General features: G+C 64.8%; 24 protein-coding genes. 19 read left to right on the top strand and 5 right to left on the bottom strand.

Features of this window, described 5'->3' with window-relative positions; genetic code table 11:
• The first annotated feature begins 6 nt into the window (after positions 1–6).
• The gene (locus E3T39_RS10440) at positions 7–1,434 is read left to right on the top strand and encodes an NCS2 family permease (RefSeq protein ID WP_420898159.1); all 1,428 of its coding nucleotides are present in this window, start codon (positions 7–9) and stop codon (positions 1,432–1,434) included.
• An 86-nt stretch (positions 1,435–1,520) separates the two neighbouring features.
• Here the strand turns inward: E3T39_RS10440 and E3T39_RS10435 are convergent, their stop codons facing one another.
• Positions 1,521–2,768: a PucR family transcriptional regulator gene (locus E3T39_RS10435; protein WP_166784102.1), complete on the bottom strand. Its 1,248-nt coding sequence runs from the start codon at positions 2,766–2,768 to the stop codon at positions 1,521–1,523.
• A gap of 161 nt (positions 2,769–2,929) precedes the next feature.
• On the opposite strand from E3T39_RS10435, the gene E3T39_RS10430 reads away from it, so the two are divergent.
• Genes E3T39_RS10430 through E3T39_RS10400 form a run of 7 tightly spaced genes read left to right on the top strand, consistent with a single transcriptional unit; the run spans position 2,930 to position 10,558 of the window.
• Complete coding sequence (locus E3T39_RS10430; protein WP_241979651.1) at positions 2,930–3,766, top strand: ABC transporter ATP-binding protein; 837 nt, start codon at positions 2,930–2,932, stop codon at positions 3,764–3,766.
• 2 nt (positions 3,767–3,768) lie between these two features.
• Positions 3,769–4,473, top strand: coding sequence for an ABC transporter ATP-binding protein (locus E3T39_RS10425; RefSeq protein WP_134515041.1), 705 nt, complete (start codon positions 3,769–3,771; stop codon positions 4,471–4,473).
• A 22-nt stretch (positions 4,474–4,495) separates the two neighbouring features.
• Positions 4,496–5,374 carry a branched-chain amino acid ABC transporter permease gene (locus tag E3T39_RS10420; protein WP_134515039.1) on the top strand — a complete coding sequence of 293 codons (879 nt, stop codon included), beginning with the start codon at positions 4,496–4,498 and terminating at the stop codon, positions 5,372–5,374.
• A 1-nt stretch (position 5,375) separates the two neighbouring features.
• Positions 5,376–6,482 (top strand): branched-chain amino acid ABC transporter permease, encoded by a 1,107-nt coding sequence (locus E3T39_RS10415; RefSeq protein WP_134515037.1) that lies wholly within the window; start codon positions 5,376–5,378, stop codon positions 6,480–6,482.
• Positions 6,479–7,816, top strand: coding sequence for an ABC transporter substrate-binding protein (locus tag E3T39_RS10410; RefSeq protein ID WP_134515035.1), 1,338 nt, complete (start codon positions 6,479–6,481; stop codon positions 7,814–7,816). Before E3T39_RS10415 ends, E3T39_RS10410 begins: the two co-directional genes overlap by 4 nt.
• A 59-nt stretch (positions 7,817–7,875) precedes the next feature.
• A complete protein-coding gene (locus tag E3T39_RS10405) occupies positions 7,876–9,384 on the top strand; it encodes a long-chain-fatty-acid--CoA ligase (protein WP_134515033.1) in 1,509 nt (502 codons plus the stop codon).
• A 4-nt stretch (positions 9,385–9,388) separates the two neighbouring features.
• A complete protein-coding gene (locus tag E3T39_RS10400) occupies positions 9,389–10,558 on the top strand; it encodes an acyl-CoA dehydrogenase family protein (protein WP_134515031.1) in 1,170 nt (389 codons plus the stop codon).
• 216 nt (positions 10,559–10,774) lie between these two features.
• Here the strand turns inward: E3T39_RS10400 and E3T39_RS10395 are convergent, their stop codons facing one another.
• From E3T39_RS10395 to E3T39_RS10385, 3 genes are all read right to left on the bottom strand, one after another.
• Positions 10,775–11,743: an electron transfer flavoprotein subunit alpha/FixB family protein gene (locus tag E3T39_RS10395; RefSeq protein WP_134515029.1), complete on the bottom strand. Its 969-nt coding sequence runs from the start codon at positions 11,741–11,743 to the stop codon at positions 10,775–10,777.
• A gap of 14 nt (positions 11,744–11,757) precedes the next feature.
• Positions 11,758–12,534 carry an electron transfer flavoprotein subunit beta/FixA family protein gene (locus tag E3T39_RS10390; protein ID WP_134515027.1) on the bottom strand — a complete coding sequence of 259 codons (777 nt, stop codon included), beginning with the start codon at positions 12,532–12,534 and terminating at the stop codon, positions 11,758–11,760.
• Between the two features lie 107 nt (positions 12,535–12,641).
• Positions 12,642–13,331: a TetR/AcrR family transcriptional regulator gene (locus E3T39_RS10385; protein ID WP_134515025.1), complete on the bottom strand. Its 690-nt coding sequence runs from the start codon at positions 13,329–13,331 to the stop codon at positions 12,642–12,644.
• Positions 13,332–13,492: 161 nt separating this feature from the next.
• Here E3T39_RS10385 and E3T39_RS10380 point away from each other — a divergent pair, with 161 nt between their 5' ends.
• Genes E3T39_RS10380 through E3T39_RS10330 form a run of 11 tightly spaced genes read left to right on the top strand, consistent with a single transcriptional unit; the run spans position 13,493 to position 23,893 of the window.
• A complete protein-coding gene (locus E3T39_RS10380) occupies positions 13,493–14,719 on the top strand; it encodes an acetyl-CoA C-acetyltransferase (protein ID WP_134515023.1) in 1,227 nt (408 codons plus the stop codon).
• The gene (locus E3T39_RS10375) at positions 14,719–15,474 is read left to right on the top strand and encodes an SDR family oxidoreductase (protein ID WP_134515021.1); all 756 of its coding nucleotides are present in this window, start codon (positions 14,719–14,721) and stop codon (positions 15,472–15,474) included. Before E3T39_RS10380 ends, E3T39_RS10375 begins: the two co-directional genes overlap by 1 nt.
• Before the next feature lies 1 nt (position 15,475).
• On the top strand, positions 15,476–16,258 hold the full coding sequence (locus tag E3T39_RS10370; RefSeq protein ID WP_134515020.1) for an SDR family oxidoreductase: 783 nt from the start codon (positions 15,476–15,478) through the stop codon (positions 16,256–16,258).
• Entirely contained in the window at positions 16,255–17,238 is a 984-nt protein-coding gene (locus E3T39_RS10365) for an NADPH:quinone oxidoreductase family protein (protein ID WP_134515018.1), read from the top strand. Before E3T39_RS10370 ends, E3T39_RS10365 begins: the two co-directional genes overlap by 4 nt.
• On the top strand, positions 17,228–17,956 hold the full coding sequence (locus E3T39_RS10360; protein ID WP_198416117.1) for an HAD family hydrolase: 729 nt from the start codon (positions 17,228–17,230) through the stop codon (positions 17,954–17,956). The genes E3T39_RS10365 and E3T39_RS10360 overlap by 11 nt, the downstream gene beginning before the upstream one ends.
• Positions 17,953–18,729, top strand: a complete 777-nt coding sequence (gene fabG, locus E3T39_RS10355; protein ID WP_134515016.1) for a 3-oxoacyl-ACP reductase FabG — start codon at positions 17,953–17,955, stop codon at positions 18,727–18,729. The genes E3T39_RS10360 and fabG overlap by 4 nt, the downstream gene beginning before the upstream one ends.
• 27 nt (positions 18,730–18,756) lie before the next feature.
• Complete coding sequence (locus tag E3T39_RS10350) at positions 18,757–19,209, top strand: MaoC family dehydratase (protein WP_134515014.1); 453 nt, start codon at positions 18,757–18,759, stop codon at positions 19,207–19,209.
• A 1-nt stretch (position 19,210) separates the two neighbouring features.
• Positions 19,211–20,281 (top strand): phosphotransferase family protein, encoded by a 1,071-nt coding sequence (locus E3T39_RS10345; RefSeq protein WP_241979650.1) that lies wholly within the window; start codon positions 19,211–19,213, stop codon positions 20,279–20,281.
• Entirely contained in the window at positions 20,281–21,528 is a 1,248-nt protein-coding gene (locus E3T39_RS10340; RefSeq protein ID WP_134515012.1) for an acyl-CoA dehydrogenase family protein, read from the top strand. The genes E3T39_RS10345 and E3T39_RS10340 overlap by 1 nt, the downstream gene beginning before the upstream one ends.
• Entirely contained in the window at positions 21,510–22,748 is a 1,239-nt protein-coding gene (locus E3T39_RS10335; protein WP_241979649.1) for an acyl-CoA dehydrogenase family protein, read from the top strand. Before E3T39_RS10340 ends, E3T39_RS10335 begins: the two co-directional genes overlap by 19 nt.
• Complete coding sequence (locus E3T39_RS10330) at positions 22,745–23,893, top strand: acyl-CoA dehydrogenase family protein (protein WP_134515010.1); 1,149 nt, start codon at positions 22,745–22,747, stop codon at positions 23,891–23,893. Before E3T39_RS10335 ends, E3T39_RS10330 begins: the two co-directional genes overlap by 4 nt.
• Before the next feature lie 261 nt (positions 23,894–24,154).
• Here E3T39_RS10330 and E3T39_RS10325 read toward each other — a convergent pair whose 3' ends face one another.
• A complete protein-coding gene (locus tag E3T39_RS10325) occupies positions 24,155–25,030 on the bottom strand; it encodes a fumarylacetoacetate hydrolase family protein (RefSeq protein ID WP_166784101.1) in 876 nt (291 codons plus the stop codon).
• Positions 25,031–25,057: the final 27 nt, after the last annotated feature.

The raw sequence follows: 25,057 nt of genomic DNA, 5'->3' as shown, positions 1-25,057 counted from the left end.
CGTGGCCTGAAAGCCCGCGTCGACGCATACTTCGAGATCACCAGGCGCGGCTCCACCTGGTCTCGCGAATTTCGAGGCGGAGTCGTCACCTTCGTAACGATGGCCTACATCGTTATTTTGAACCCGCTCATTCTCGGCGGGTTCAGTGCCGACCAGGCCGCCGTCGACGTCGAGGGCGGCTGGCTTCCCAACGAGCAGGTCGCCGCCGTGACAGCACTGACCGCCGGCGTCATGACTATTCTCTTCGGCGTCATCGCCCGTCTGCCCTACGGCTTCGCCGCCGGGCTCGGTATCAACTCGTTCCTCGCCGTGAGTGTCGTCGGTCAGGTCACCTGGGCTGAAGCGATGGGCCTCGTCGTCATCAATGGCCTCATTATCGTGCTGCTCGCCTCGACCGGCCTGCGTGAACTTATCTTCAACGCCATCCCGCGCCCACTGAAAATCGCCATCACGGTAGGCATCGGCCTGTTCATCGCGTTCATCGGCCTGGTCGACTCCGGTTTCGTCCGAACCAGCGGCGCGAATTCACCGCCGGTGCAGCTCGGGGATGCTGGCTCGATTGCCACCCTGCCGACAGCGGTCTTTGTGATCGGGCTCATCATCATGGGCGTGCTGTTGGCCCGCAAGGTCAAGGCCGCGCTGCTGATCGGCATCGTCGCGACCACGATCATCGCCGTGATCCTGGAAGCCATCTTCAAGGTTGGCCCCTCATTCGGCACCAACCCGGCCGGCTGGAATCTGAATGCCCCCGTGCTGCCGACGAGCGTCGTTGCCCTGCCCGACCTCGGTTTGATCGGCCAGGTCTCCTTCGGTGCGTTCGAGCGCATCGGCATGCTCGCCGCCGTGATGCTCGTCTTCACGCTCGTTTTCACGAACTTCTTCGACGCCATGGGGACCATGACCGGCCTGGCCAGCGAGGCCGGCCTGGCCGACAAGGACGGCAAGTTTCCGCGGTTGAAATCCGCACTGATCGTCGAGGGCATCGGCGCTGTCGCCGGAGGCGCGACCAGCGCCTCCTCGAACACCGTCTTCATCGAATCGGGGGCCGGGATCGGAGAGGGCGCCCGCACCGGCGCGGCCAACGTGATCACCGGCATCCTCTTTTTGGCCGCCATGTTCTTCACCCCGCTGACCCAGATCGTGCCGCTCGAAGTGGCGGCCGCAGCGCTCGTGATCGTCGGAGCGCTCATGGTGTCGCAGATCCGTCACCTGGACTTCACCGAGTTCTCCAGCACACTGCCGATCTTTCTGACCATCATCGTGATGCCGCTGACCTACTCGATCGCCAACGGTATCGGCGCCGGGTTCATCAGTTGGGTTCTCGTGCGCAGCCTCTCCGGAAAGGGACGCGAGATCAGTCCGCTGCTCTGGGTCGTCGCCCTCGGCTTCATCCTCTACTTCGTGCGCGGCCCGGTCGAGGCGCTCATCGGCTGATGCCGCTGTCCAGCACCCGGGGAACGGATGCTGGACAGCGGTTCAGCCGGCCCCACTCCCACCATTCCCGCGCCGGGTGACAGGCACTACCGGCCGGTGGCCATCAGACCGAGCGAGAGAATGAGCTTGTCACGCGGATCCTGCAGGCTGCGGCCGGTCAACGACTCGATCTGCCTCATTCGGTAGATGATCGTGTTGCGGTGGCAGTACAGCTGTTTGGCGGCATGCGTGGGTGAGGCGTCGTTGGCGAACAGGGCTTGCAGCGTCTCGAGTAGTATTTCGGCCTGTTGCGGTGGCTGCGCGAGGATTGCCCCGAGGGTCTCGCTGACCAGGAGAGAGGTGACCTCGGGACTCGCGCCGAGAAGCACCTCGGGCAGCCGGTCTGCCACCGACACTATCTGTTGCGACCCACGGGGCAGGGTCTCGGCCACCCGGCCAGCCAGTTGATAGGCCGTGGCGAAACCGGAGACACCGTCGATTGACAGGGCGACCCCGACGCGGCCAGCCACGGACGGTTGGAGCAGGTCGATCAGCTTCGGCAGGGTCAGGTCGTTGGTCGGAATCAGGCCGAAAAAGGCACCGCCACGAATATGCCAATACGAGTACACGCCCGCGGGTTCGAGGCGATCCTCTGGAGCCCGTAGCGGCTCGTCGAGGGACCCGTCGAAGTGCGCTACCACGCAGGCCACGGGGTCGTCAGCGCTGATGCCGAGAACGTCGTGCGCTTCGCTGGCGAACAGCGGGTCCGCGCCTCGGCCCTCGACCAGACCGTCGAGAAAGCTCTGCTGACGCTGAAGGTCGCGTCGCTGCAGCCGCGTACTCTCACGGCGGTAGAACTCGACCATGGTAGCGTTCTGAACGTCGAGCGCGGACCAGATCCGTTGCCCGGCGATCAGGAGCACATGATCATCGATCCGGAGATCCGGGTTGTTTCTCTGCTCGAGGAGCGCCTCCCACAGCACGCGGGTACCCAGACTGTAGGCATTGAGGATCAGCTCCATTGGCACACCCTGACGGGCCCGGCGGCGGCCGGTCTCCCGCCACAGATGTATCGCCTCGTCCTCGGGTTCGGCCAGTCGCGCCATGGTAAGAATGCCGCGCCGAACGTGTTCCCGGGTGTTGGCGCGAACATCAGCGCGTAACTTCGGTCCAGCGCCATCGTAGTAGTCGTGGTCATTCTCCATCAGCGTGAGCGTGATGTCGTCGGCGATGGCCGTGCCACGATCCAGCAGCGACGCCCACGCCTGGGCGATCCGAGCCCGAAGATCGTCGTCGATGAACGCATCGCGGATGCGCGGGGTCTTCGGCGATGTGGTCTCCGGTGCGGGTCTCATCTGGATAGGTTCCCACTCAGCGCACAATTGAGCCACCCCAAACGGCAAATTTGATCGACCTGCACGACGCCTCTTAGGCGCTCCGCCCATATCTCTTTCTGTGCGCATCGACCAAAGTGAGGCAAAGCACCACCGCACTTTTTCGCAACGCAGGGAGAAACGTGAGTCAACGAATGACGCCGCCCGCTCGGAGTAATCATGCCGGGCCGGTCTTCGAGATGTCGGATGTCGCGGTGAGCTTCGGCGGCATTCACGCACTCTCCGACGTTTCCCTGGCGGTGGCCCCGAACCACGTGCTCGGCGTCATCGGCCCCAACGGCGCCGGGAAGACCACGCTGTTCAACGTGGCCTGTGGTTTCGTGCAGCCGAACACGGGAACCCTGCACAGGAGCGGCGCGCTCCTCACCCGCCTCCAGCCACATCAGCTTGCGGGGCTTGGTATTTCACGGACGCTGCAGGGGCTCGGTCTCTTCGACCGGATGACCGTTCTCGAGAACGTGATGGTCGGCGCCGATCGACACGCTGGCGCCGGATTCTTCTCCGGCTTGCTGGGGCTGCCTCAGAGCAGCAAGGAAGAGGCTGCCCTGCGCGGACGGGCCACCGCAGTGCTGAACGAGCTGCACATCGAGCAGTATGCCGCGCGGTTCCCGGCCAGCCTGCCCTACCCCATTCGCAAGCGGGTCGCTCTGGCCAGGGCGCTGGCTTCCGAGCCGGAGCTGCTGCTGCTCGACGAACCGGCCAGTGGGCTGTCCAGCGATGAGATGAGCGAACTCGGCGAGCTCATCCGTGGGCTCGTCGACCGAATGGCGGTCATGCTCGTCGAGCACCATATGGACCTGGTGATGAGCGTGTGCGACCACATTGTCGTGCTCGACTTCGGGCGAGTGATCGCTAGCGGTGGCCCCAACGAGATCCGTGAGAATCCTGCCGTACTGGCGGCCTACCTCGGTAATGAAGTCGACGACGAATCCGCCCGGCTCGCCCGGACGGGGAGTTGAGCATGCTCGAGATTCGTGACCTGACCACGAGCTACGGTCCGGTGAAGGCGCTCGACGGCGTGACCTTCACGGCCGCCAGGGGCAAGATCACGGCGGTCCTGGGCGCCAACGGGGCTGGCAAGACGACCCTGCTGCGCACCGTGTCGGGACTGATCCGCGCCGATCGGGGGAACACCTACCTCGACGGGCTGGACCTCGCGCGGATGCCGGCGGAGAAGATGCCGGGCCTCGGCCTTGCCCACGTTCCAGAGGGACGCGGGGTGATCACCGAGCTCACCGTCGAGGAGAACCTGCGGCTCGGCGCGCTGGGGCGCGCCGATCGGTCACGCCCCGCAGACATCGACAGGGTGTACTCCCTGTTCCCGGTGCTGGAGTCTCGGCGAAGCGCGGTCGCTCATATCCTCTCCGGTGGTGAACAGCAGATGCTCGTGATCGCACGCGCGTTGATGGCGGAACCGAAGGTGCTGCTGCTCGATGAGCCGTCGCTGGGGCTCGCTCCCCGGATCGTTGTGCAGATCTTCGAGCTGATTAGGGGCCTCGTGGAATCGGAGGGTCTGACCGTCCTGCTCGTCGAACAGAACGCCCGCAGTGCCCTGTCCATCGCGGACATCGGCGTCGTGCTCGACCTCGGACGGCTGGTCGCCCATGACGAGGCAGCCGCCCTCGCCGCGGACGAGAAGCTGCGCCACGCCTATCTCGGATTTTGACACTCAGACCACTGGAGAACTTGTGCAACAGCTCTTGACGACCTCGCTCGCGGGCCTGACCCTTGGCATGGTCTACGCCGCCTTCGCGCTGGCGCTGGTGCTCATCTGGCGCTCGACGCGGATCGTGAACTTCGCCCAGGCGCCGATGGCCATGATCACGACCTACATCGCGCTGCTGATCGTGGATGCGGGCATACCATACTGGATCGGCTTCGTCGCGGCACTTCTCTCCGGACTGGTCCTGGGCGCCATCATCGAGCGGGTGTTCATTCGACCGGTCGAGGGCAAGCCCGAAATGAACGCGATCATTCTCACCCTGGGACTGTTCGTGGTCATCAACGCCGTGGCCGCAATTGTCTTCGGGTCACACTACCGGTCCTTCCCGGTGCCTTTCGGGCTGCGTGGCTTCGAGGTGGGCGACGTGACCGTTGCTCTGACCGGGTTCGACGTCTTCTCGATCTGCTCGGTGGTTGTCGTGATGATGCTGCTGCTTGCGCTTTTCCGCTACACCGACGTCGGCCTCAAGATGCGCGCGTCCGCGTTCAACCAGGAGGTGTCCCGCATGCTCGGCGTGAAGGTGACCGGGATGCTCACCCTCGGCTGGGCCTTGGCCGCCGTGGTCGGTTCGCTGTCGGGGCTCTTGATCGCTGGCGGAGACCTGGTTTACCCCTCGTACATGGACTCGGTCGTCGTCTACGGTTTCGTCGCGGCGGTGCTCGGTGGGTTGGACAGCCCCGTCGGTGCGGTGATTGGCGGGCTACTGCTCGGCCTGGGCCTCAGCGTCGTGAGTGGGTACGTCGGATCCGAACTCGTCCCGCTCGCGGCACTGTCCATTTTGATCGTGGTGCTTCTGGTCCGACCCTCTGGCCTGTTCTCGCACGCGACGGCACGGAGGGTTTGACATGTCACGTATTTCATCGGACTCGCTGAAAGCACGCCTGCTCCGGACCCCATTGAGACGCAATATTCTTGGCGCATTGATCGGACTGGTGATCGTGATAGCGGTCCTGGAGTCGGTCGGCCCGTTTCGACAGGGGCAGTTCGCCACGATGGCGTACCTCGGCATCGCCGTCGGCGGCCTCACCGTGCTGACAGGTTTGAACGGTCAGCTATCGCTGGGTCATGGCGCGTTCATGGCCGTTGGCGCCTATACGACGGCGCTAATTGTGCACGACGCACCGAAACTACTGCCGCTGCCCGTGGTCATGCTCCTGTCCATGTTGGCGACCGTGGTGGTCGGTGCCGTGGTCGGACTCGCCGCGGCGAGACTTCACGGCCCGTACATCGCGGGAGCGACCCTGGCCCTGGCCGTTGCCGTGCCCGGTATCGCCTCCTTCTTCGGTGACACGTTCGGCGGCGAACAGGGCCTATCCGTCGCCCAGCCAACGGTCCCTGCCTGGTTCGCTGACGCGGTGTACTTCCTCACCGCGCACGACGTCTCCAGCAGTAAGTACTTGGCATACCTCGGATGGTTCGGCCTCATCGTCACCTTCGTGCTGCTCGGGAACCTGTCCGCCAGCAGAATGGGCCGCACGTGGCGCGCCGTGCGCGACGACGCGGTCGCGGCGGAGATCGCCGGCATCAACGTGGGCCGTGCCAGGGTCACAGCATTCGTGGTCAGCGCGGCGTGCGCCGGCCTCGCTGGCAGCGTCATGGTAATGGTCGTGCGGCTTGCAGCACCGAGTGGCTTCACGCTCACGTTGTCGCTTTCGCTCCTGACCGCGGTCGTTCTCGGCGGGCTCGGAAGCCTGGTGGGCGCCCTCATCGGCGCCGCACTCTTGACTTTCCTGCCCCAGACGATCACCGGACTCGGCCTCAGCGTCGGCCTCAGCGACCTGCAGTCCGCGCAGCTCGCTCCGTTCGCGTATGGGCTCACCCTCGTGCTCGTCATCCTGCTCGCACCGGCCGGACTGGTCGGCACGATCCGTGACGCCTGGCACCGGCGCCGGAGCCCTGACGCGCCGGCAATCCACCACGAACTCCACCCTAAACAGGAGACAATGCAATGAAATCATGGACCAAACGGATGACCCCCATCGTCGGGCTAGTCACGGTAGGGGCGCTCGTCACCGCCTGTGGCGCGGGCGGTCGACCGTCCGGTGGCGGCGATGCTGCCGCTGTATCAGCGCCCGAAACGGGCATCACCGAAACCTCAGTGACCATCGGTGCCACCTTCCCCCTCACCGGAGTTGCGGCGCCGGGATACAGCGAGATCCCGACCGGTACCCAGGCCTACTTCGACTACGTCAATGCCGCTGGGGGCGTGCACGGCCGCCAGATTGACTACATCGTGCGAGATGACGGCTACAACCCGACCACCACCAGTCAGGTCACCAACGAGTTCGTGTTCAAGGACGGTGTCTTCGCGATGCTGAGTGCCCTTGGGACTCCAACGCACCGCGCGGTCGTCGACTTCCTCAACGGCGAGAAGGTTCCTGATCTGTTGGTCGCCTCCGGATCTCGGCAGTGGGGTGACGATCCGGAGGCCAAACCGTACACCTTCGGCTGGCAGCCGGACTACGAAATCGAGGGCAAGATCATCGGACAGTGGGTGGCCGAGAACATGCCAGACGCCAAGGTCGGCCTGTTCCTTCAGGACGACGATCTGGGCGAAGACAGCGAAAGGGGACTACGTCCCTATATTGAAGACCAGATCGTCGAGGTGCAGCGCTACACCAGTGGCAATACCGACGTTGCCCCGCAGATCACCGCCCTCGAGGCGGCCGGGGCCGATCTCGTGCTCGGTTTCAACGTGCCGTCGTACACCGCGCTGAGCCAGCTGGCGGCCATGAAACTGAACTACGATCCGCAGTGGTTCTACGCCAACATCGGCTCCGACCCCGCACTCATCGGCTCCCTGCTGTCCAACTTCTCCAAGGGCGCGGTCGCTGCGACGAACCCGTTGGACGGCGCGCTCACCACCGAGTACATGCCGGGTGTCGACGCCACCGACAACGCGTGGGTCAAACTGTGGCAGAAAGTGTGGGACGAACACGGCGAGGCTGGCGAACTGACCAACTACCGTATCTTCGGCATGTCAGCGGCGTATACATTCGTGCAGGCGTTGCAGGCCGCGGGTGAGAACCCGACTCGTGAGGGCATCGTCGACGCTCTTGAGAAGATGGGCGGCGCCGCCGCAAACCCGTCGCTGGCTCCGTACCGCTACTCGGTCGACAGCCACCTTGGCATCTCCGGAATGCGGATCGTCGAGATTAACGACGGCGCGAGCGATCCGTTGACGCCGGTGCTCGTGACCGATCTCGGCGACTCACCGATCGAGGAGGACGGCTCGGCTGCCGACGATGGGCCACCGGCCAGCGGTATCCCCGAGTCCGCCGGCTGATAGCTCACCCGACCACCGGCCCAGGCCCGACAACGCATTTCCCACAAATGAGGAGAATCATGACCACTCTTTCCTTGGCAACAATCCTGGCCGAGTCCGCTCGCCGGGGGCCCGACAAAATTGCGATCGTTCAAGGTGACCTTCGGCTGAGCTACGCGCAGCTCTGGGAGGATGCCCGGCGATATGGTGCAGCGCTGGTCGCCAACGGCATCGGTCCCGGCGACCGGATCGCCCTGCTCGCCCCGAACGTGGCCGACTTCGTCCGTGGCTACTACGGCATTCTTGCCAGCGGCGGGGTCGTCGTGCCGGTGCCGACTCTGCTCAATGCCGAGGAGGCTGCGTACATCGTCGGCAATTCCGGCGCGCGCGCCGTGCTGTACGAAGCCAGCTTCGCCGACATCGCAACCACAGCGGCCAGGTCTGTCGGGGTGTCAGCGTGGGCGCTGGAGGGCTTCGCTACCAACACCCAGCCACTGCGGACGTTCGCCACCAGGCAGGCCGAGGACCCGGCGGTGGTCCTGTACACCAGTGGTACGACGGGCCGTCCCAAGGGCGCACTGTTGACTCACCTGAACCTCGTGATGAACGCGATGACAAATGCCTTCGACGCCAACCAGTTCACGCGCGACGACGTCGTGATGGGCTCCCTTCCGTTGTTCCACACCTTCGGTCAGACCGTCTCGATGAACTCCACGTTCCGGGTCGGCGCGACGCTGCTACTCCAGCCGCGTTTCGACGCCGCGAAGGCCATCGAGTTCATGCACGACGAGGGTGCGACGCTTTTTTTCGGTGTGCCGACGATGTACGTGCAGCTGCTCGGGGCTGCCGCCGAGGCCAGCGCGCTACCGAAGCTGCGCGACTGCATCTCAGGGGGTGCCTCACTGCCCGTGGCAGTCCTGGAGCGGTTCGAGGCAACATTTGACACCACAATCTACGAGGGCTACGGCCTGTCGGAGACATCGCCGACGGCCTCGGTGAATCAGCATTGGTTCGGGAGTAAGGCCGGCACAGTGGGCCACGCGATCTGGGGCGTGGAGGTCGAGATCGCCAACGACACCCTGGACGACCGGATCGAACTGTATCCCGATGGTCAGCTCGGCGAGATTGTGATCCGGGGCCACAATGTGTTTGCCGGTTACCTCGACAACCCGGAGGCAACCGCGGACGCGATTGTCGACGGCTGGTTCCGTACCGGCGATATCGGGCAGAAAGACGCTGACGGGTTCATCACGATCATGGACCGCAAGAAGGACCTGATCATCCGCAGTGGATTCAACGTCTACCCGCGTGAGGTGGAAGAGGTACTGATGAGGCACCCGGCGATTGCGCAGGTGGCGGTGATCGGTATCCCCGATGAGCAACGCGGCGAGGAGGTCTGCGCCGTCGTGATCCCGAACAAGGGGGAAAACCTTGATGGTGCGGCACTCGTCGAATGGTCACGGGAACGGCTGGGCGGGCATAAATATCCGCGACGCATCGAAGTAGTGGAAGCCCTGCCGATGGGGCCGAGCCACAAGGTACTCAAGCGCGTGCTGCGTGCGCAGTTCGCCAATAACAGGGAGGCGTGAGGTCATGGACCTGAATTTGTCCGCAGAAGAACGTGAGATCCGCGAGTGGGTGCGCACCTTTGTGCGCAAGGAGATCATCCCGCTTGAGCCGGAGGTACTCAGCCGTGAGCGCCGGAATGAGCCGGGCCTGAAGCAAAAAGAGCTGGACGCCCTTCGGGACAAGGCGAAGAGCGCCGGGTTCTTTGGGGTGCCAACACCCGAGGAGTACGGCGGCATGGGGCTCGGCGCGGTGATGAACGCCCTCGTCGAAGTTGAGCTGGGACGCTCGTTCGTGCAGTTCAAGTTCGGTGGTGAGGCGGACAACATCCTGTACCGCGCCAACGAGGAGCAGAAGCAGAGGTATCTCCTCCCCACGATCAGTGGCGAACGCAGGAGCTGCTTCGCGATCACCGAGCCGGGGGCTGGCTCAGACGCTAGCGCCATCCGCACCTCCGCCAAACGTGAGGGTGATGAGTGGGTGATCAACGGCGAGAAGACCTTCATCACCGGGGGCAACGAGGCCGACTTCACGATGGTCTTCGCCGTCACCGACAAAGAGAAGGGGGCCGATGGCGGGATCACCTGTTTTCTCGTCGACCGCGACCAGGGCTGGACGTCGGAGTACATTGACACCATGGGGGAGTGGGGCCCGGCGTCTCTGATCTTCGACAACGTACGCGTGCCGCACTCGGCCATTCTCGGCGAGGAGGGCAGGGGCTTCGAGCTTGCCATGAAGTGGATCGGCAAGGGTCGTTACCTGCTGCCAGCCCGCGCACTGGGCGCCAGCGAGCGTCTGGTCGAGATGGGCATGGAGCACGCCCGCAACCGGGTCACCTTCGGTCAGCCGGTCGCTGAGCGCCAGGCGATCCAATGGATGGTCGCCGACTCCGCAGTGGAGATCGAGGCGCTGCGCTGGCTCGTGCTGTCAGCGGCGTGGCAGGTCGACGCCGGGATCGACTCACGCCAGGCCCAGTCGATGGCTAAGTTATACGGTGGGGTTAAGGCCAACGAGATCGTCGACCGGGTACTACAGATACACGGCGGTATGGGCTACACGCGTGAGCTACCGATTGAGAGATGGTATCGGGAGCTCCGTCTGCTGCGCATCTACGAGGGCACCGACGAAATTCAGCGCCGCACCATCGCCCGAAACCTGTTGAAGGGACACTCCTCGATCCGCGGCTTCCTGGGTTAACGCCGTCGGGCGGTCGCCGACCGGTTTAGCGGGTGATTTCCGGTCGGGGATGCGACTGGTCGGAGAAACGGCGGCCGCGCGGCGACCCGGGCGATGACTTTGACGACGAGTCATCCGGCTAAGATCCACAAGCCGAGCCAGCTCCGGTCGCGGCATACAGGAGGTTCAGGTTGGGTAGTGCGGCTCTGTCGGAACTCGCTCCGACAGAGCCGCAGATCACTGCCGGAGAGCTTGGATGGCTTCGATAAGTTGGGGCACAACGGTGAACACGTCACCAACAACGCCAAAGTCCGCGACGTCGAAGATCGGCGCATCGGCATCCTTATTGATCGCGACGATCGTCTTTGCGGTCTGCATTCCCGCTCGGTGCTGGATCGCACCTGATATTCCAAGTGCGACATATAGTTGTGGCGACACGGTGGTTCCGGTCTGGCCAACCTGCGAAGACTGGGGCACGAAGCCGGCATCAACCGCGGCGCGCGACGCACCGACAGCCGCGCCCAGCACGTCGGCGAGCTGCTCGACCAGTATGAAGTCCGCCTTGGACCCGAGGCCGCGACCGCCGGACACCACCGTGGCCGCTCCCCGCAACGCCGGCCGTCCAGAGGCTACAGCGGGAATGACGGCATCAATCACGGCCGCATTCGCGGCCTGAACACTGACGGATGTCTCCGTAACGCTCGGCGTGACGGCTTCCGCCCGGTCTTGGATGGCTCCCTGCCGAACGGTGACGATCGGCAGGACGCCCACGACCGTGGACTCGACCGTGTAAGCCCCACCGAACACCGAGTGCGTCGCCAGAACCCGTCCGCCTTCCGATCGCAGATCGACAGCATCAATTATGAGTCCCGCCCCGGTGCGCACGGAAAGTCGCGCGGCGACATCCCGCCCCTCGACGGAATTGGCCACCAGAACCGCGGCGGGGTCGAGCGCCTCGACCGCGGCGGCGAGCGCTTCGAGCTGTGGGGCAACGAGCAACGTGCCGACCCCGGCACTCTCGACCAGGTACACCTGCGCGGCGCCATAGGAGCCAAGTTTGGCCGCGAGCCCGGCGCTGCCAACGGGCGACGTCGCAACGACGGCTACGGGGGTGCCAAGCCTGCGTGCGACGGCAAGCAACTCGGGTGCCGTGTTCCTTGTTTCACCCGTGTTGGACAGCTCAATCAGTACCAGAATGTTAGACATTATCGATTCCTCCGTTAGATCAGGTGTCCGGCCGCGAGGTACTCAGCAAGCTCCACGCCCGCGGTACCCTCATCGACGATCGTTTTACCGGCTGTGCGCGCCGGTCGCTCACTCGTGGACACCACGACGGAACTACTCATTCGCGCCAATGCCGGGTCGAAGCCCAACTGGCTCAGTGATATCACTTCGAGTAGTTTCTTCTTGGCCGTCATGATGCCCTTGAAGTTTGGAAAACGTGCCTCGGCCACCCGTTCCGTGACCGAAATAACCGCGGGCAACGCGGCATGCACACTCAGCGTCCCGTCTTCGCCCGCACGCACTCCGCTCACACCAGTGTCGGAGATCTCGGTCGAGTTGAGATAGGTGAGATGCGGCAGGCCCAGATGTTCGGCGATCATCGCCGGAACCACCCCGCCACGGCCATCCGTCGACTCGTTGCCGGCGACGACGAGGTCAAAACGTGTGTTCCTCAGCGCAGCGGCCAATACCGCAGCGGTCCGACTTACATCTGACCCGGCCAGTGCATTATCGCGCACGTGCATCGCGGAATCCGCGCCCATGGACAACGCCTTGCGCAGGGACTGGATCACGGACTCTGGGCCCATCGACAGCGCTACAACCTCAGTCCCCTTGTTCGAGTCTTTGTATAACAGCGCAACCTCCAGCGCACGCTCGTTGACCTCGTCGATAATCCTCTCGCTCGCCCCGCGATCAAGAACTCCCGACCCGAGGTCAAGTTTGCGCTCTTCCTCGGTATCCGGCACCTGCTTCACAAGCACAATGATTTTCACTTCATTACTCCTTCTGCTACCTGCCGGTCGGACAGGGATGATCCCGTGCGAGAGACGCTGGCAGCGTTTTCGTGACATCGATCGGACGGATTGGTGATCTGACGTCGTTAGGTGGATGAAATACGAGTTTGATCAGGTAAAACAGCTCTCGTTTGGGGTGCAGTTGTACCGCTTGAAAGTGTCGTCGCCGTTTCCATCGTGGGCGGCTCGCGCTGCGCACCGACGAGGCGCAACGCCAGCTCACAGTAATAGTCGGCGATCTTCTCTGGGCCCCACTCGCCCTCATCCCGGTACCACCGGGCGACGTCGATACCGAGCGATAAGAGAGCCAGCGCCGTCATCTGAGGGCTGGACGTGCGGAAGGCGCCGACGGCGGCCCCTGCCTCGACGACGCCGCGCATCTCCTTCTCGATCCCGCGCCGGATTGCGGCGATCTCTTTCAGGTGGTCCGGGCTCAACGCCGCGAGTTCGTAGTTCACGATTCGTGCGCTGGTGTGGCCGCGTGCATGGTGGATCGTGAAAGCCCGAACGACGGCCAGAAGTTGTTCGACCGGGTCGTTCGAGCTGCCGACTGCTTCCCGGACAAGCTGCAGAGTTTGCGCGTGGCCGTTCCGCGAGATCAAGTAGAGCAAATCTTCTTTTGACTTGTAGTGCACGTAAAGAGCCGCCGGGCTCATTCCCGCCGCTGAGGCGATGTCTCTGGTCGTCGTGCCGTGGAAGCCCCTGGCGGCGAACGACTCCACCGCGGCCGCGAGTAGCCTGCTGCGCGCGTCGGTGGCGTTTCCGATAGGAATCATGTCTGTCCTTAGTAATCGGGTATTGACGAGGATGCCCGCTATGGGGAAGACTAAGCAAACGCTTAGAAATAAGCAAGCGCTTAGTCACAAGTATTCGCTACTTATCGCTGAATCAGCGAAACCGCGCAACGACGCATCGACGCATCGAAAGGAAACATCCTATGACTGAAGCAGTCATCGTCTCCACCGCACGCTCTCCCATAGGTCGCGCCTTTAAGGGATCGCTCGTCGACGTGAGACCGGATGAGCTCGCCACCACGATTGTGCGAGCGGCACTCGACAAGGTGCCGGGGCTCGACCCTCGCGACATCAGCGACCTCATGCTTGGCTGTGGCTTGCCCGGCGGTGAGCAGGGGATGAATATGGGCCGCGTGGTCGCGGTAAATCTTGGCTACGACTTCTTGCCGGGCACCACGATTACCCGCTACTGCTCCTCCTCCTTGCAGACCACCCGCATGGCGCTGCACGCTATCAAGGCCGGCGAGGGCGATGTCTTCATCTCCGCCGGCGTCGAGGCGGTCAGCCGATTCGTCAAGGGCAACAGCGATACGATCGCGGGGCAGGACCTCACCAACCCGATCTATGCCGATGCCCAGGCCCGCACCGCCGCGCTCACGGACGGTGGCGCCGACAGTTGGGCGGACCCGCGCGAGAACGGTCAGATCCCCGACGTGTACATCTCGATGGGTCAGACCGCCGAGAACCTCGCCCGGATGAAGGGCGTCTCGCGCCGGGAGATGGACGAGTTCGCAGCCCGGTCGCAGAACCTCGCCGAGCAGGCGATTGCCAACGGATTCTTCGCCCGCGAGATCACCCCGATCACCACGCCGGGTGGAATCGTCGTCTCTGCCGACGACGGCCCCCGCGCCGGCGTGACGGCTGAGGGCATGGCCGGCTTGAAGCCGGTTTTTCGTCCAGACGGTCTCATCACGGCAGGAAACGCCTGCCCACTCAACGACGGCGCCGCCGCCGTCATCATCATGAGCGACACCAAGGCAAGGGAGCTGGGCCTGACCCCACTCGCCCGCGTCGTTTCGACCGCGGTCACCGCCCTCTCACCGGAGATCATGGGCTTCGGACCGGTCGAGGCTACCCGCCTTGCCCTGAGGCGTGCCGGGATGAGCATCGACGACATCGACCTGTTCGAGATCAACGAGGCCTTCGCGGCTCAGGTCATCCCGTCGTACCAGGAACTGGGCATCGACATCGACAAGCTCAACGTGCACGGCGGCGCAATCGCCCTTGGCCACCCATTCGGATCCACCGGGGCCCGCATTACCGGCACGCTGATCAATGGACTGCAAACCCTCGACAAACAGTGGGGCGTTGAAACCATGTGCGTCGGCGGCGGCATGGGCATGGCGATGGTTCTCGAGAGGCTCTCCTGATGAGCGACCGGTTTAGCGGCAAGGTCGCGGTTGTGACCGGGGCGAGCCGCGGCATCGGGTTTGACATTGCCGAGCGGCTGGTTGCCGGTGGTGCCAAGGTCGCCATTACCGCCCGCAAACAGGATGCCCTGGACGCGGCCGTCACGGCGCTCGGTGGCCCCGACCACGCGATCGCGGTCGCGGGCAAGAGTGACGACCTCGAGCATCAGGCGGACACCGTCAAGCGCACCATCGAGCGGTTCGGCCGCCTGGACCTGCTGGTGAACAACACCGGGATCAACCCAGTCTACGGTCCGTTGGTGGAACACGACCTCGACGCGGCCCGCAAGATCTTCGAGGTCAATTGCCTCGCGGCCCTTTCCTGGGTGCAGCAGGCGCACCGCGCCTGGATGGGCGAGCACGGCGGAGCAATCGTCAATGTGTCCTCGGTGGCCGGTCTGAAACCCGCGCCCGGCATCGGTTTCTACGGTGCGAGCAAAGCCATGCTCTCCCACATCACCACCGAGCTCGCGGTCGAACTCGGCCCCAGCATCAGGGTCAATGCGGTCGCACCCGCCGTTGTGAAAACGAAGTTCGCCAGTGCGCTCTACGAAGGCCGTGAAGACGAAGTCGCCGCCGCGTACCCGCTCAAACGGCTCGGCGTGCCTCGGGATGTCAGCAGTGCCGTGGCTTTCCTGCTCTCCGAGGATGCGGCCTGGATCACCGGCCAGGTTCTCGTCGTCGATGGTGGAGTGACGCTCACGGGAGGTGTCTGACGTGGATGTGCTCGACATGGGTGTGGTCGTCACCGGCGCCGGTCACGGGATTGGCCGCGCGATCGCAACCACGATGGCAGCACACGGCGCCCGAGTCGTGGTCAATGACCTTGATGCCGACGCCGCACGCGCGGTCGCCGACGAGATCGGCGGTCACCCGATTCCCGGAGACGCTGCCACCGAGGCCGGTGTGAGTGCCCTGATCGACACGGCCCGCGAGCATCTTGGTGCGATCGACATCTACTTCGCGAACGCCGGAATCGACCTCGGAACCGGCCTGGACACACCCGCCGAAGATTGGGCCAAGGCCTTCGAGGTAAATCTGATGGCGCATGTTCGAGCTGCGCAGCGGCTCGTACCCACCTGGCTCGAGAGCGGTAGCGGCAGGCTCGTGGTCACCGCCTCGGCGGCTGGTCTGCTGACCATGCTGGGCAGCGCTCCGTACTCGGTGACAAAGCATGCGGCCGTCGCGTTCGCCGAGTGGCTTTCGGCCACGTACGGCCATCGTGGCGTCACCGTACAAGTGATCTGCCCGCAAGGCGTGAAGACGCGGATGCTTGACAACGCCGGTCCACTCCAGGAGCTGCTGAGTCGCGACACCGCGCTCGAGCCCGAGCAAGTCGCCGAGACGATGTGGCAGGCGCTCCAGGACGACCGTTTTCTGATTCTTCCGCATCCGGAGGTTCAGGGTTATTACGAACACCGGGCCACAAAGACCGACCACTGGCTGGCCGGGATGCGTAAGCTGCAGGGTCGTCTCGACCTGCGGGGGAGCCGGTCGTGAAGGCGTGGCGCGTGCACGAGCTGGGGGAGCCGCTCCAGGTCATGGGTCTGGCCGATGTTCCAGTCCCACAGCCGGGTCCCGGCCAGCTGCTGGTTCGTGTGCTCGGTGCCGCGGCCAACTTCCCCGACGTTCTCATGTGCCGGGGGCTGTACCAGGTAAAGCCACCGCTGCCGTTTACCCCTGGGGTCGAGCTCTGCGGTGAGATCGTGGAGCTGGGCGACAACGTCACCGGGTTCGCCGCGGGGGAACGGGTGATCGGCTTGTCGGTTCTTCCCTCCGGTGGGTTTGCCGAGTTCGCGCTGATGGACACCGATACAGCGTTCCCCGCTCCGGGAGCGCTTGACGACGCCGAGGCGGCAGCCTTCTACATCGGGTACCAGACCGGCTGGTTCGCGCTGCACCGCAGGGCGCAGCTCCAGATGGGCGAGACGTTGCTCGTGCACGCAGCGGCGGGGGGTGTTGGCAGTGCGGCCGTGCAGCTCGGCAAGGCCGCCGGTGCCGTCGTGATCGGCGTCGTCGGTGGGCCAGAGAAGGTCAAGGTGGCGCGGAGTCTCGGCGCGGATGTCGTCGTGGACCGGCACAGTGAGGACTTCGTTGAGGTCGTGAAACAGGTCACCGGTGGCCGCGGCGCCAACGTGGTGTACGACCCGGTCGGCGGAGACGCCTACCAGCGCTCCACCAAGTGTGTCGCGTTCGAGGGCCGGATCCTCGTGGTCGGCTTTGCCGGCGGTCAAATCCAGTCGGCCGCACTCAACCACGCGCTGGTCAAGAACTATTCGATCGTTGGACTGCACTGGGGCCTTTACGCCAAGAAAGACCCGCGGATGGTGCGGCACTGCCACGACGAGCTGTCCAGACTCGCCACGGCCGGGGCGGCCAAGCCCCTGATCAGTGAGCGGCTCGCCATCGATGACGTCGCGGACGGCTTGCAGCGGCTCGCCAACGGAGCCACGGTCGGCCGGGTGACCTTTGTCTCCTGACTGGATCGTCGGGGCCCCCTCCGCAGACGGGTACGACGGGCAACTTTCGTTCGGGTCAACCTCCGTCGACGCCGTCGTGTTCGACTACGGCGGTGTGCTCACGACGTCGGTATCCGACTCGATCACGGCCTGGCTCGAGCGGGACGGGATCGACCCGGCGTCGTTCTGCAGAACGCTCAAGGCCTGGTTGTCCCGCTCGGCCCCCGCGGGAAGCCCGATTCACCGCTTGGAGACCGGCGAGCTGAGCATGGTGGAGTTCGACGTGCTGCTCGCAGCCGAGCTGGTCGGTGTCAACGGTCAGGCCCTGCCGCCGTTGGAATTGCTCAGGGGATTGTTCGCGGACATGCAACCCGACCCGGTGATGTTCGCACTCGTGCAGGATCTGAAGAGCGCCGGTGTTCGGGTGGCGCTGCTGTCAAATAGTTGGGGCAACACATACCCGCGCGAGCGGATCGATGCCCTGTTCGACCCGGTCGTGATCTCCGGCGAGATCGGCATGCGCAAACCGAACCCCGAGATCTTCTCGCACACTCTCGATCTGTTAAACGTGCCAGCCCGACGTGTCGTCTTCATTGACGACGCCGTGGCGAACACGGATGGCGCGAGCCGGCTCGGCCTACAGACGATCCTGCACACCCATTCCGAATCCACCCGCACAGAGCTCACCCGGCTCATCCCGGCGTTGAGTACCGACGAACACCTGGAGGAGAACTCATGACCACTCAGCACAGCACCAGTCAAGGCCCCCGCACCGCCATTGTCACCGGCGGGGCCCGCGGCATCGGGGCATCCGTCGCCAAACGGTTGAGTCAGGACGGCTTCGCCGTCGCCATCCTCGACCTCGATCAGAATGCCTGCACACCGGTCGTGGCGGAAATCGAGGCCGGCGGGGGCACGGCGCTGGCCGTCGGCGTTGACGTGGCAGACGAGCAGGCGGTGGAGACCGCGGTGGCCCGGGTAGCGAGCGAACTCGGCGCCCCTACGGTGTTGGTGAACAACGCCGGCATCACGCGTGACAACCTCTTGTTCAAGATGACCGCAGACGATTGGGATGCCGTGATGGGCGTGCATCTGCGTGGCGCGTTCTTGATGAGCAAGGCCACGCAGAAGCACATGACCCAGGCTGGCTGGGGCCGGATCGTCAACCTCTCCAGCGTGTCCGCGCTCGGCAATCGCGGGCAGGCCAACTACGCGGCCGCCAAGGCCGGCCTCCAAGGTTTCACCAAGACCCTGGCGATCGAGCTCGGCAAGTTCGGCGTCACGGTGAACGCCATCGCGCCCGGATTCATCGCGACCGAGATGACCGCCAACACGGCCAGGCGGATGGGCGTGTCATTCGAGGATTTCAAAACCGCCGCCGCGAAGGAGATCCCGGTGGCTCGCGTGGGCCAACCAGAGGACATCGCCGCCACGGTTTCGTTCTTCGCCCGTGAGGACGCCTCATTCGTGTCGGGGCAGGTTATTTACGTCGCCGGCGGCCCGCGCGCATAGCGGCCGTCGACAGCAAAGGAGATAGCAGTGAAGACGTTTAATGGGCTCGACGAGTTTGAGCAAGCGGTCGGCACGCACCTCGGCTACAGCGAGTGGCACACGATCACCCAGGCACAGATCGACCTCTTTGCGGAAGCAACCGGCGACCACCAATGGATCCATGTGGATCCGGAGAAGGCGGCCATCGGGCCGTACGGTACGACGGTCGCCCACGGGTACCTGACCCTGTCGCTGGTCCCCAAGCTGGTCTGGCAGATCTACACTGTTGCGGGCGTACGCATGGGCGTGAACTACGGATCCAATAGGGTGCGTTTTCCTGCTCCGGTTCCGGTGGGGTCAAAGCTCCGGGCCGGTGCTGAGCTGCTCGAACTCAGCCGGGGGCCGCAGGGCGCGCAGGCCACGGTCCGGGTCACGATCGAACGCGAGGGCGGAGACAAGCCAGCCTGTGTCACCGAGACCCTCTCCCTGTTGGTGGCCTGACGTGTCGGGGCCGGACAAACACGACGTCGACTCACCGGCCGATCGGATCGGCCACACCGACGTACCCGGGTTGGATCTGGACCGGTTCCGCGACTTCTTTGAGCGAGCATGTCCTGGGGTCGTCGACGGACCGCTTCGTGCGCGCTTGATCGAGGGCGGCAAGTCAAACCTGACGTACGAGGTCGCCGACAGCCAGAACAGCTGGATCGTACGGCGACCGCCACTCGGACACGTGCTGGCGACCGCCCATGACATGTCGCGCGAACACCGCGTGATGGCCGCGCTGCATGCCACGGATGTCCCGGTGCCGGCAACGTATGCCCTGTGCGACGACCCTGACGTGATCGGGGCCCCGTTCTACGTGATGGAGCGGGTGGAAGGCACAGCGTACCGTCATGCCGCCGAGCTGGAACGGCTTGGGCCGGAGCAGACGGCCGCGATCTCCGCGCGGATGGTGGACACCCTGGCCACCCTGCATCGGGTCGACCCCGTGGCGGTCGGGCTGAGTGAGTACGGCCGACCCGAGGGGTTCCTGGCGCGCCAGGTGCGGCGGTGGCAGAAACAGCTCGACGCCTCACGCAGCAGAGAACTTGCGGGGGCCGACGAGCTGCACGAGAGCCTGGCGGCCAGGCTGCCGGTCGAGGGCGTGCCGGCCGTGGTGCACGGGGACTTCCGCCTCGACAACTTGCTGGTCGAAGGCAATGAGGTGGCCGCGGTGATCGACTGGGAGATGGCCACCGTCGGCGACCCCCTCACCGACGTGGCCTTGTTGCTGGTCTACCAGCGGATGGCGGTTCCCGGCACGGCTTCCGCCGTCACGAATGCCTCCACGGCGCCGGGATTCCTCACCGATGCGGAGATGCTCAACCGGTATGCCGACAAGAGCGCGCGCGACCTGTCGGCGATCGGGTTCTACCTCGGACTGGCCCACTTCAAGCTCGCCGTGATCCTCGAGGGCATCCACTACCGCTACATCCATGGCCAGACGGTGGGGGCCGGGTTCGACACCGTCGGCGCGATGGTCGAACCCTTGATTGCCGCTGGTCTCACATCGATGAAGGAGCAAAACTGATGGACTTTGCCTACGACACAACGACCCAGGAGCTGCGCGAGAAGCTGCAGACCTTCATGGACGAGAAGATCTACCCCGCCGAAGCCATCTTTGAAGAACAATTCCAGGCCCTGAAGAACCCGTGGGCCTGGACTCGGGTACCGGTGCTCGAGGAACTCAAGGTCGAGGCCAGGGCGCGTGGTCTGTGGAACCTCTTCCTTCCCGGCGAGCACGGCGCGGGCTTTACGAACCTCCAGTACGCGCCGCTGGCGGAGATCACCGGACGCAGCGGGCACCTCGCCCCTGCGGCGCTGAACTGCTCTGCTCCCGACACCGGAAACATGGAGGTGCTGGCGATGTTCGGCACGGAGGAGCAGAAGCTGCGGTGGCTTGAGCCGTTGCTCGCCGGTGAAATCCGGTCATCCTTTGCGATGACGGAGCCGGATGTCGCTTCCTCCGACGCGACAAATATCAGTACGCGCATCGAACGTGACGGCGACGATTACGTCATCAATGGTCGCAAGTGGTGGATCACCGGTGCCATGAACCCCGACGCGAAGATTCTCATCGTGATGGGCAAGACCGACCCGTCCGCCGACCGGCATCGCCAGCAGAGCCAGATTCTCGTGCCCCGTGACACCCCCGGCGTGGTCATCAAACGCCACATGCAGGTGTTTGGTTACGACGACCGCGACCACGGTGGCCACGCCGAACTGGAGTTCACCGACGTGCGGGTGCCGGCCACCAACCTGATCGGCGGCGAAGGGGACGGGTTCGCGATCGCCCAGGCCCGCCTCGGCCCTGGCCGCATCCACCACTGCATGCGGTCGATTGGGGTTGCTGAGCGCGCGATCGAGCTGATGTGCGACCGTGCCTCCGACCGGGTCGCGTTCGGTAAGCCAATCGCCGAACAGGGAGTGGTCCGCGACTGGATCGCCGAGTCGCGGGTGCGCGTCGAGCAGCTGCGGCTGCTGGTCCTTAAGACCGCCTGGTTGATGGACACCGTCGGCAACGAGGGTGCCCACACCGAGATTCAGGCTATCAAAATCGCCACGCCCAAGGCCGTCGAGTGGATTCTGGACAAGGCGATCCAGGTGCACGGCGCCGGAGGTCTCAGCCAGGACTTCCCGCTGGCATCCGCGTTCGCCGGAATCCGCACGCTGCGGTTCGCCGACGGTCCAGACGAGGTGCACAAGAACGCGCTCGCCCGCAACGAGCTCAAGCGTCGGGCAGCAGTACGGAGAGCATCATGGGTGCTGTCATCATGACCGAAGACGTCCTCGACGGTGACGTCCTGACTGCCGACGAGACCGCGCTCGCGAAGCTGAGCCGACGAGTCGAGAGGCTGCTCGACGCACACGACCCGGCAACCACGGACCGGCTCGACTTCCTGCGTGCCCGCTTCGATGCTGGTCTGGCGTGGGTGCACTTTCCCGAAGGGCTCGGCGGAAGGGACCTGCCCCGCGACTTTCAGCCGTTCGTCGACGATCTTCTCGAGGCCGCCGGAGCGCCGGACAACGACCCACGTCGCAACGGGATCGGCCTTGGAATGGCCGCACCCACCATCCTCGCGTTCGGGACCGAGGAACAGAAGCGGCGCTTCCTCAAACCGTTGTGGACCGGCGAGGAGGTGTGGTGCCAGTTGTTCAGCGAACCCGGCGCCGGCTCAGACCTCGCCGCGGTCGCCACTCGCGCGGTGCGGGACGGTGACACCTGGGTGGTCAACGGGCAGAAGGTGTGGACGTCGAGTGCGCATACGGCCAGGTTCGCGATCCTGCTGGCTCGCACCGATCCGGATGTCCCCAAACACGCCGGCCTGAGCTATTTCTTGTGTGACATGACCGATCCAGGGGTCGACGTGCGGCCGCTTCGCCAGCTGACCGGGGAGGCAGAGTTTAATGAAGTCTTCCTCTCCGAGGTACGCATCCCCGACTCCTACCGGCTCGGCGACGAAGGCGCGGGCTGGCAGGTCGCCAACGCGACCTTGATGAACGAGCGTGTCGCCATCGGCGGTCAGGCGGCACCCCGCGAGAGCGGCATGGTCGGCGTCGTGGCCGAGACCTGGCGCAATCGACCCGAGCTGCGCACGCCGGAACTTCACGACCGACTGATGACCTTGTGGGTGGAAGCTGAGGTCGCCAGGCTCACCGGTCAGCGGCTTAGCCAGAAGGTCATACACGGTCAGCCAGGACCGGAGGGCTCGGCGATGAAGCTGAGCTTTGCACGGCTCGCCCAGCAGCTCAGCGGTCTCGAGATCGAGCTGCTCGGTGAGGACGGTCTGCGTTACAGCAGTTGGACGATGGTCAGACCGGACATCGTCGAGTTCACCGGCCGTGACGCCGGCTACCGCTACCTGCGGGCCAAAGGTAACTCGATCGAGGGCGGGACGTCGGAGATCCTGCGCAACATTGTGGCCGAGCGCGTACTCGGGCTGCCGAGCGAACCGAGAACCGACAAGCACCTCGCCTGGAAGGACCTGCCCCGATGACCCCTCCATCAACCAGCACGGGTGTCAACCTGCTGTATAGCGAGGTCGAGGACTCGCTGCGGCAGAATCTCCGCGATCTGCTCACCGTGCGATGTACCCCCGCCAGAGTCATCGCCATGTATGACGGCGAGGGGGACCTCCAGCCCAGTCTGTGGCGCGAGCTCTCCGTGGACCTCGGCCTGGCCGGGCTGCTGGTGCCCGAGGAGCGCGGTGGAGCCGGCGCTTCCGCCCGAGAGGCCGCGGTCGTCATGGAGGAGCTGGGCCGATTTGTCGCGCCAGTCTCGTTCCTGACCAGCGCCGTGGTCGCAACGACCGCGCTCCGCGGCACCAACCACGAGATTCTGGACGGCCTTGGCGCGGGGCAGCGCACCGCAGCGCTGACGGTGCCGCTCCACCTCAGCGCATTCGGCTTTCGGGCTGCCGTTCGGATGGACGGCGAGGGGAGGCTCCACGGTGCGGTGACAAGCGTGGCTGGCGCCTTGGACGCCGACGTGCTCGTGGTGCCGGTTCGAAGCGGCGCGGGCGTCGAGCTGCATCTGGTTGACGTCGATGGGGTGGGGGTCACTGTCGAGACGGTCACGTCCCTGGACATGACCAGACAGCTCGCCGACATTGTTTTCACCGGGGCCGACTCGACCCTCGTGGTGGGTGCGGATGCCGGTGACGCGGCGGTTCGCGAGGCCCTCGAGGTTGGGGCTGCGCTGCTGGCCTCTGAGCAGTTGGGCGTCGCGCAGTGGTGCCTGGACCGCCTCGTTTCGTATCTGGTTGACCGCAAGCAGTTCGGACGCCCGGTTGGCGGGCTCCAGGCGATAAAGCACCGATTGGCCGACCTGTACGTCCTGGTCGAGTCGGCGCGTGCGGCGGCGCGCTATGCCGCGGCGACGGCGGCCGACGGCGACCCGGATCGGGAGGTGGCGGCGTCGCTGGCGCAGGCCTTCTGCTCAGAGGTCGCGGTGAAGGCCGCCGAGGAGTGCGTGCAGCTGCACGGCGGCATCGGGATGACCTGGGAATACCCGGCACATCTCTATCTGAAGCGCGCCAAGGCTGACCAGATCGCCTTCGGCACCGCGGGAGCGCACCGGCAGCGATTGGGGGAGCTGGTAGCTCTGAACCCGGCAACGCAGATCGGCCTGCGGCACGACTAGCCAGGGATAGGCCGGCGGCCGGAACTCGCTCCCGGTGAACTCGGCGCCCCGGGGTCGCGGATGCGCGCCATCGCGGCACGGGGGAGTCCACGGTCTTGAGCCGGTACCGCGTTCGCAAAGGTCCAGCCGAGAGTGCACCGTAGAACTAGCTGACCGCGACGGGATCGGGCTATACCGTGTCGATCCAGGAGGGGACGCCCTGCGCAGACGTCCGTTGTGCACCGTCGGTCATGAGTGCTCCTACCTGAATGAATCTACCAGCTAGATTTCGCGGCAGTGCGTGGTGAGCATGCCGATCTTGTCGATCGAAATGGTCACGGTCGACCCGTCGCCCAGAAAGATCGGAGGCTTGCGGCTGTAGCCGGCGCCGCCCGGGCTCCCAGTGGAAATGAGGGTGCCGGGTAGCAGCGTCGACGTCTTCGACAGGTAGGAGATGATCTCGGCCACCGTGCGCACCATGTCGCCGCTCGAAGCATCCTGCAGAATGCGACCGTCAACGTGGGTGGTCAGCCACAGGTCCTGTGGGTCGCCAATCTCATCGGCGGTGACCACAAGGGGGCCGGTCGGAGTGAAACCGTCAAAGGACTTGCAGCGAGACCACTGGGCCTCGGAGAACTGCAGGTCGCGAGCGGTGATGTCGTTGACGACCGTGTAACCGAAGACATAGTCCAGGGCGTTGGCGACCGACACGTTGCGGGCCGGGCGGCCGATGATGACGCCGAGTTCCGCCTCGTAGTCGACCTGTGTGGTGAGGTCACGCGGCCAGGTGATGGTGGAGCCGTGCCCGGTGAGCGAGTTTGGCCAGAGGGAGAACACGGTCGCCGAGGTTTCGAGGCGCAGGCTCAGCTCGGAGGAATGGGCCGCGTAATTGGCGCCGATCGCGATGATCTGCGGCGGTCGGAGCACCGCGGACGAGTGCCGCAGTTCGTCGACCGGGGTCAGTACGGCGCCGTTGGAGACGGCGTCGAGACTGATCGCGCGGATGCGTTCGTACCCGGAGTCGCCCTGTTCGAGCAGGTCTTGCAGGTCGCGGGGGGCGTCATCCATGACGTCGTCCAGGAACAACGCCGCATCGTCGAAGACCACGGCCAATCGGGGAACGGAGGAGCCGTCAACTCTCAGATGCGCAAATTTCACTCTTCTAGGCTAGCTGGCCGTGGCTTG

Origin of the sequence: Cryobacterium suzukii, from assembly GCF_004403185.1 — a bacterium.
GTDB classification, from domain to species: Bacteria; Actinomycetota; Actinomycetes; order Actinomycetales; family Microbacteriaceae; genus Cryobacterium; species Cryobacterium suzukii.
This window is presented reverse-complemented; position numbering and strand designations above follow the sequence as displayed.

Coding starts and splice junctions, on each gene's coding strand:
- E3T39_RS10435 (WP_166784102.1), bottom strand. CDS start 2,768: ATGAGACCCGCACCGGAGACCACATCGCCGAAGACCCCGCGCATCCGC.
- E3T39_RS10425 (WP_134515041.1), top strand. CDS start 3,769: ATGCTCGAGATTCGTGACCTGACCACGAGCTACGGTCCGGTGAAGGCG.
- E3T39_RS10415 (WP_134515037.1), top strand. CDS start 5,376: ATGTCACGTATTTCATCGGACTCGCTGAAAGCACGCCTGCTCCGGACC.
- E3T39_RS10410 (WP_134515035.1), top strand. CDS start 6,479: ATGAAATCATGGACCAAACGGATGACCCCCATCGTCGGGCTAGTCACG.
- E3T39_RS10405 (WP_134515033.1), top strand. CDS start 7,876: ATGACCACTCTTTCCTTGGCAACAATCCTGGCCGAGTCCGCTCGCCGG.
- E3T39_RS10400 (WP_134515031.1), top strand. CDS start 9,389: ATGGACCTGAATTTGTCCGCAGAAGAACGTGAGATCCGCGAGTGGGTG.
- E3T39_RS10395 (WP_134515029.1), bottom strand. CDS start 11,743: ATGTCTAACATTCTGGTACTGATTGAGCTGTCCAACACGGGTGAAACA.
- E3T39_RS10385 (WP_134515025.1), bottom strand. CDS start 13,331: ATGATTCCTATCGGAAACGCCACCGACGCGCGCAGCAGGCTACTCGCG.
- E3T39_RS10380 (WP_134515023.1), top strand. CDS start 13,493: ATGACTGAAGCAGTCATCGTCTCCACCGCACGCTCTCCCATAGGTCGC.
- E3T39_RS10375 (WP_134515021.1), top strand. CDS start 14,719: ATGAGCGACCGGTTTAGCGGCAAGGTCGCGGTTGTGACCGGGGCGAGC.
- fabG (WP_134515016.1), top strand. CDS start 17,953: ATGACCACTCAGCACAGCACCAGTCAAGGCCCCCGCACCGCCATTGTC.
- E3T39_RS10340 (WP_134515012.1), top strand. CDS start 20,281: ATGGACTTTGCCTACGACACAACGACCCAGGAGCTGCGCGAGAAGCTG.
- E3T39_RS10335 (WP_241979649.1), top strand. CDS start 21,510: ATGGGTGCTGTCATCATGACCGAAGACGTCCTCGACGGTGACGTCCTG.
- E3T39_RS10330 (WP_134515010.1), top strand. CDS start 22,745: ATGACCCCTCCATCAACCAGCACGGGTGTCAACCTGCTGTATAGCGAG.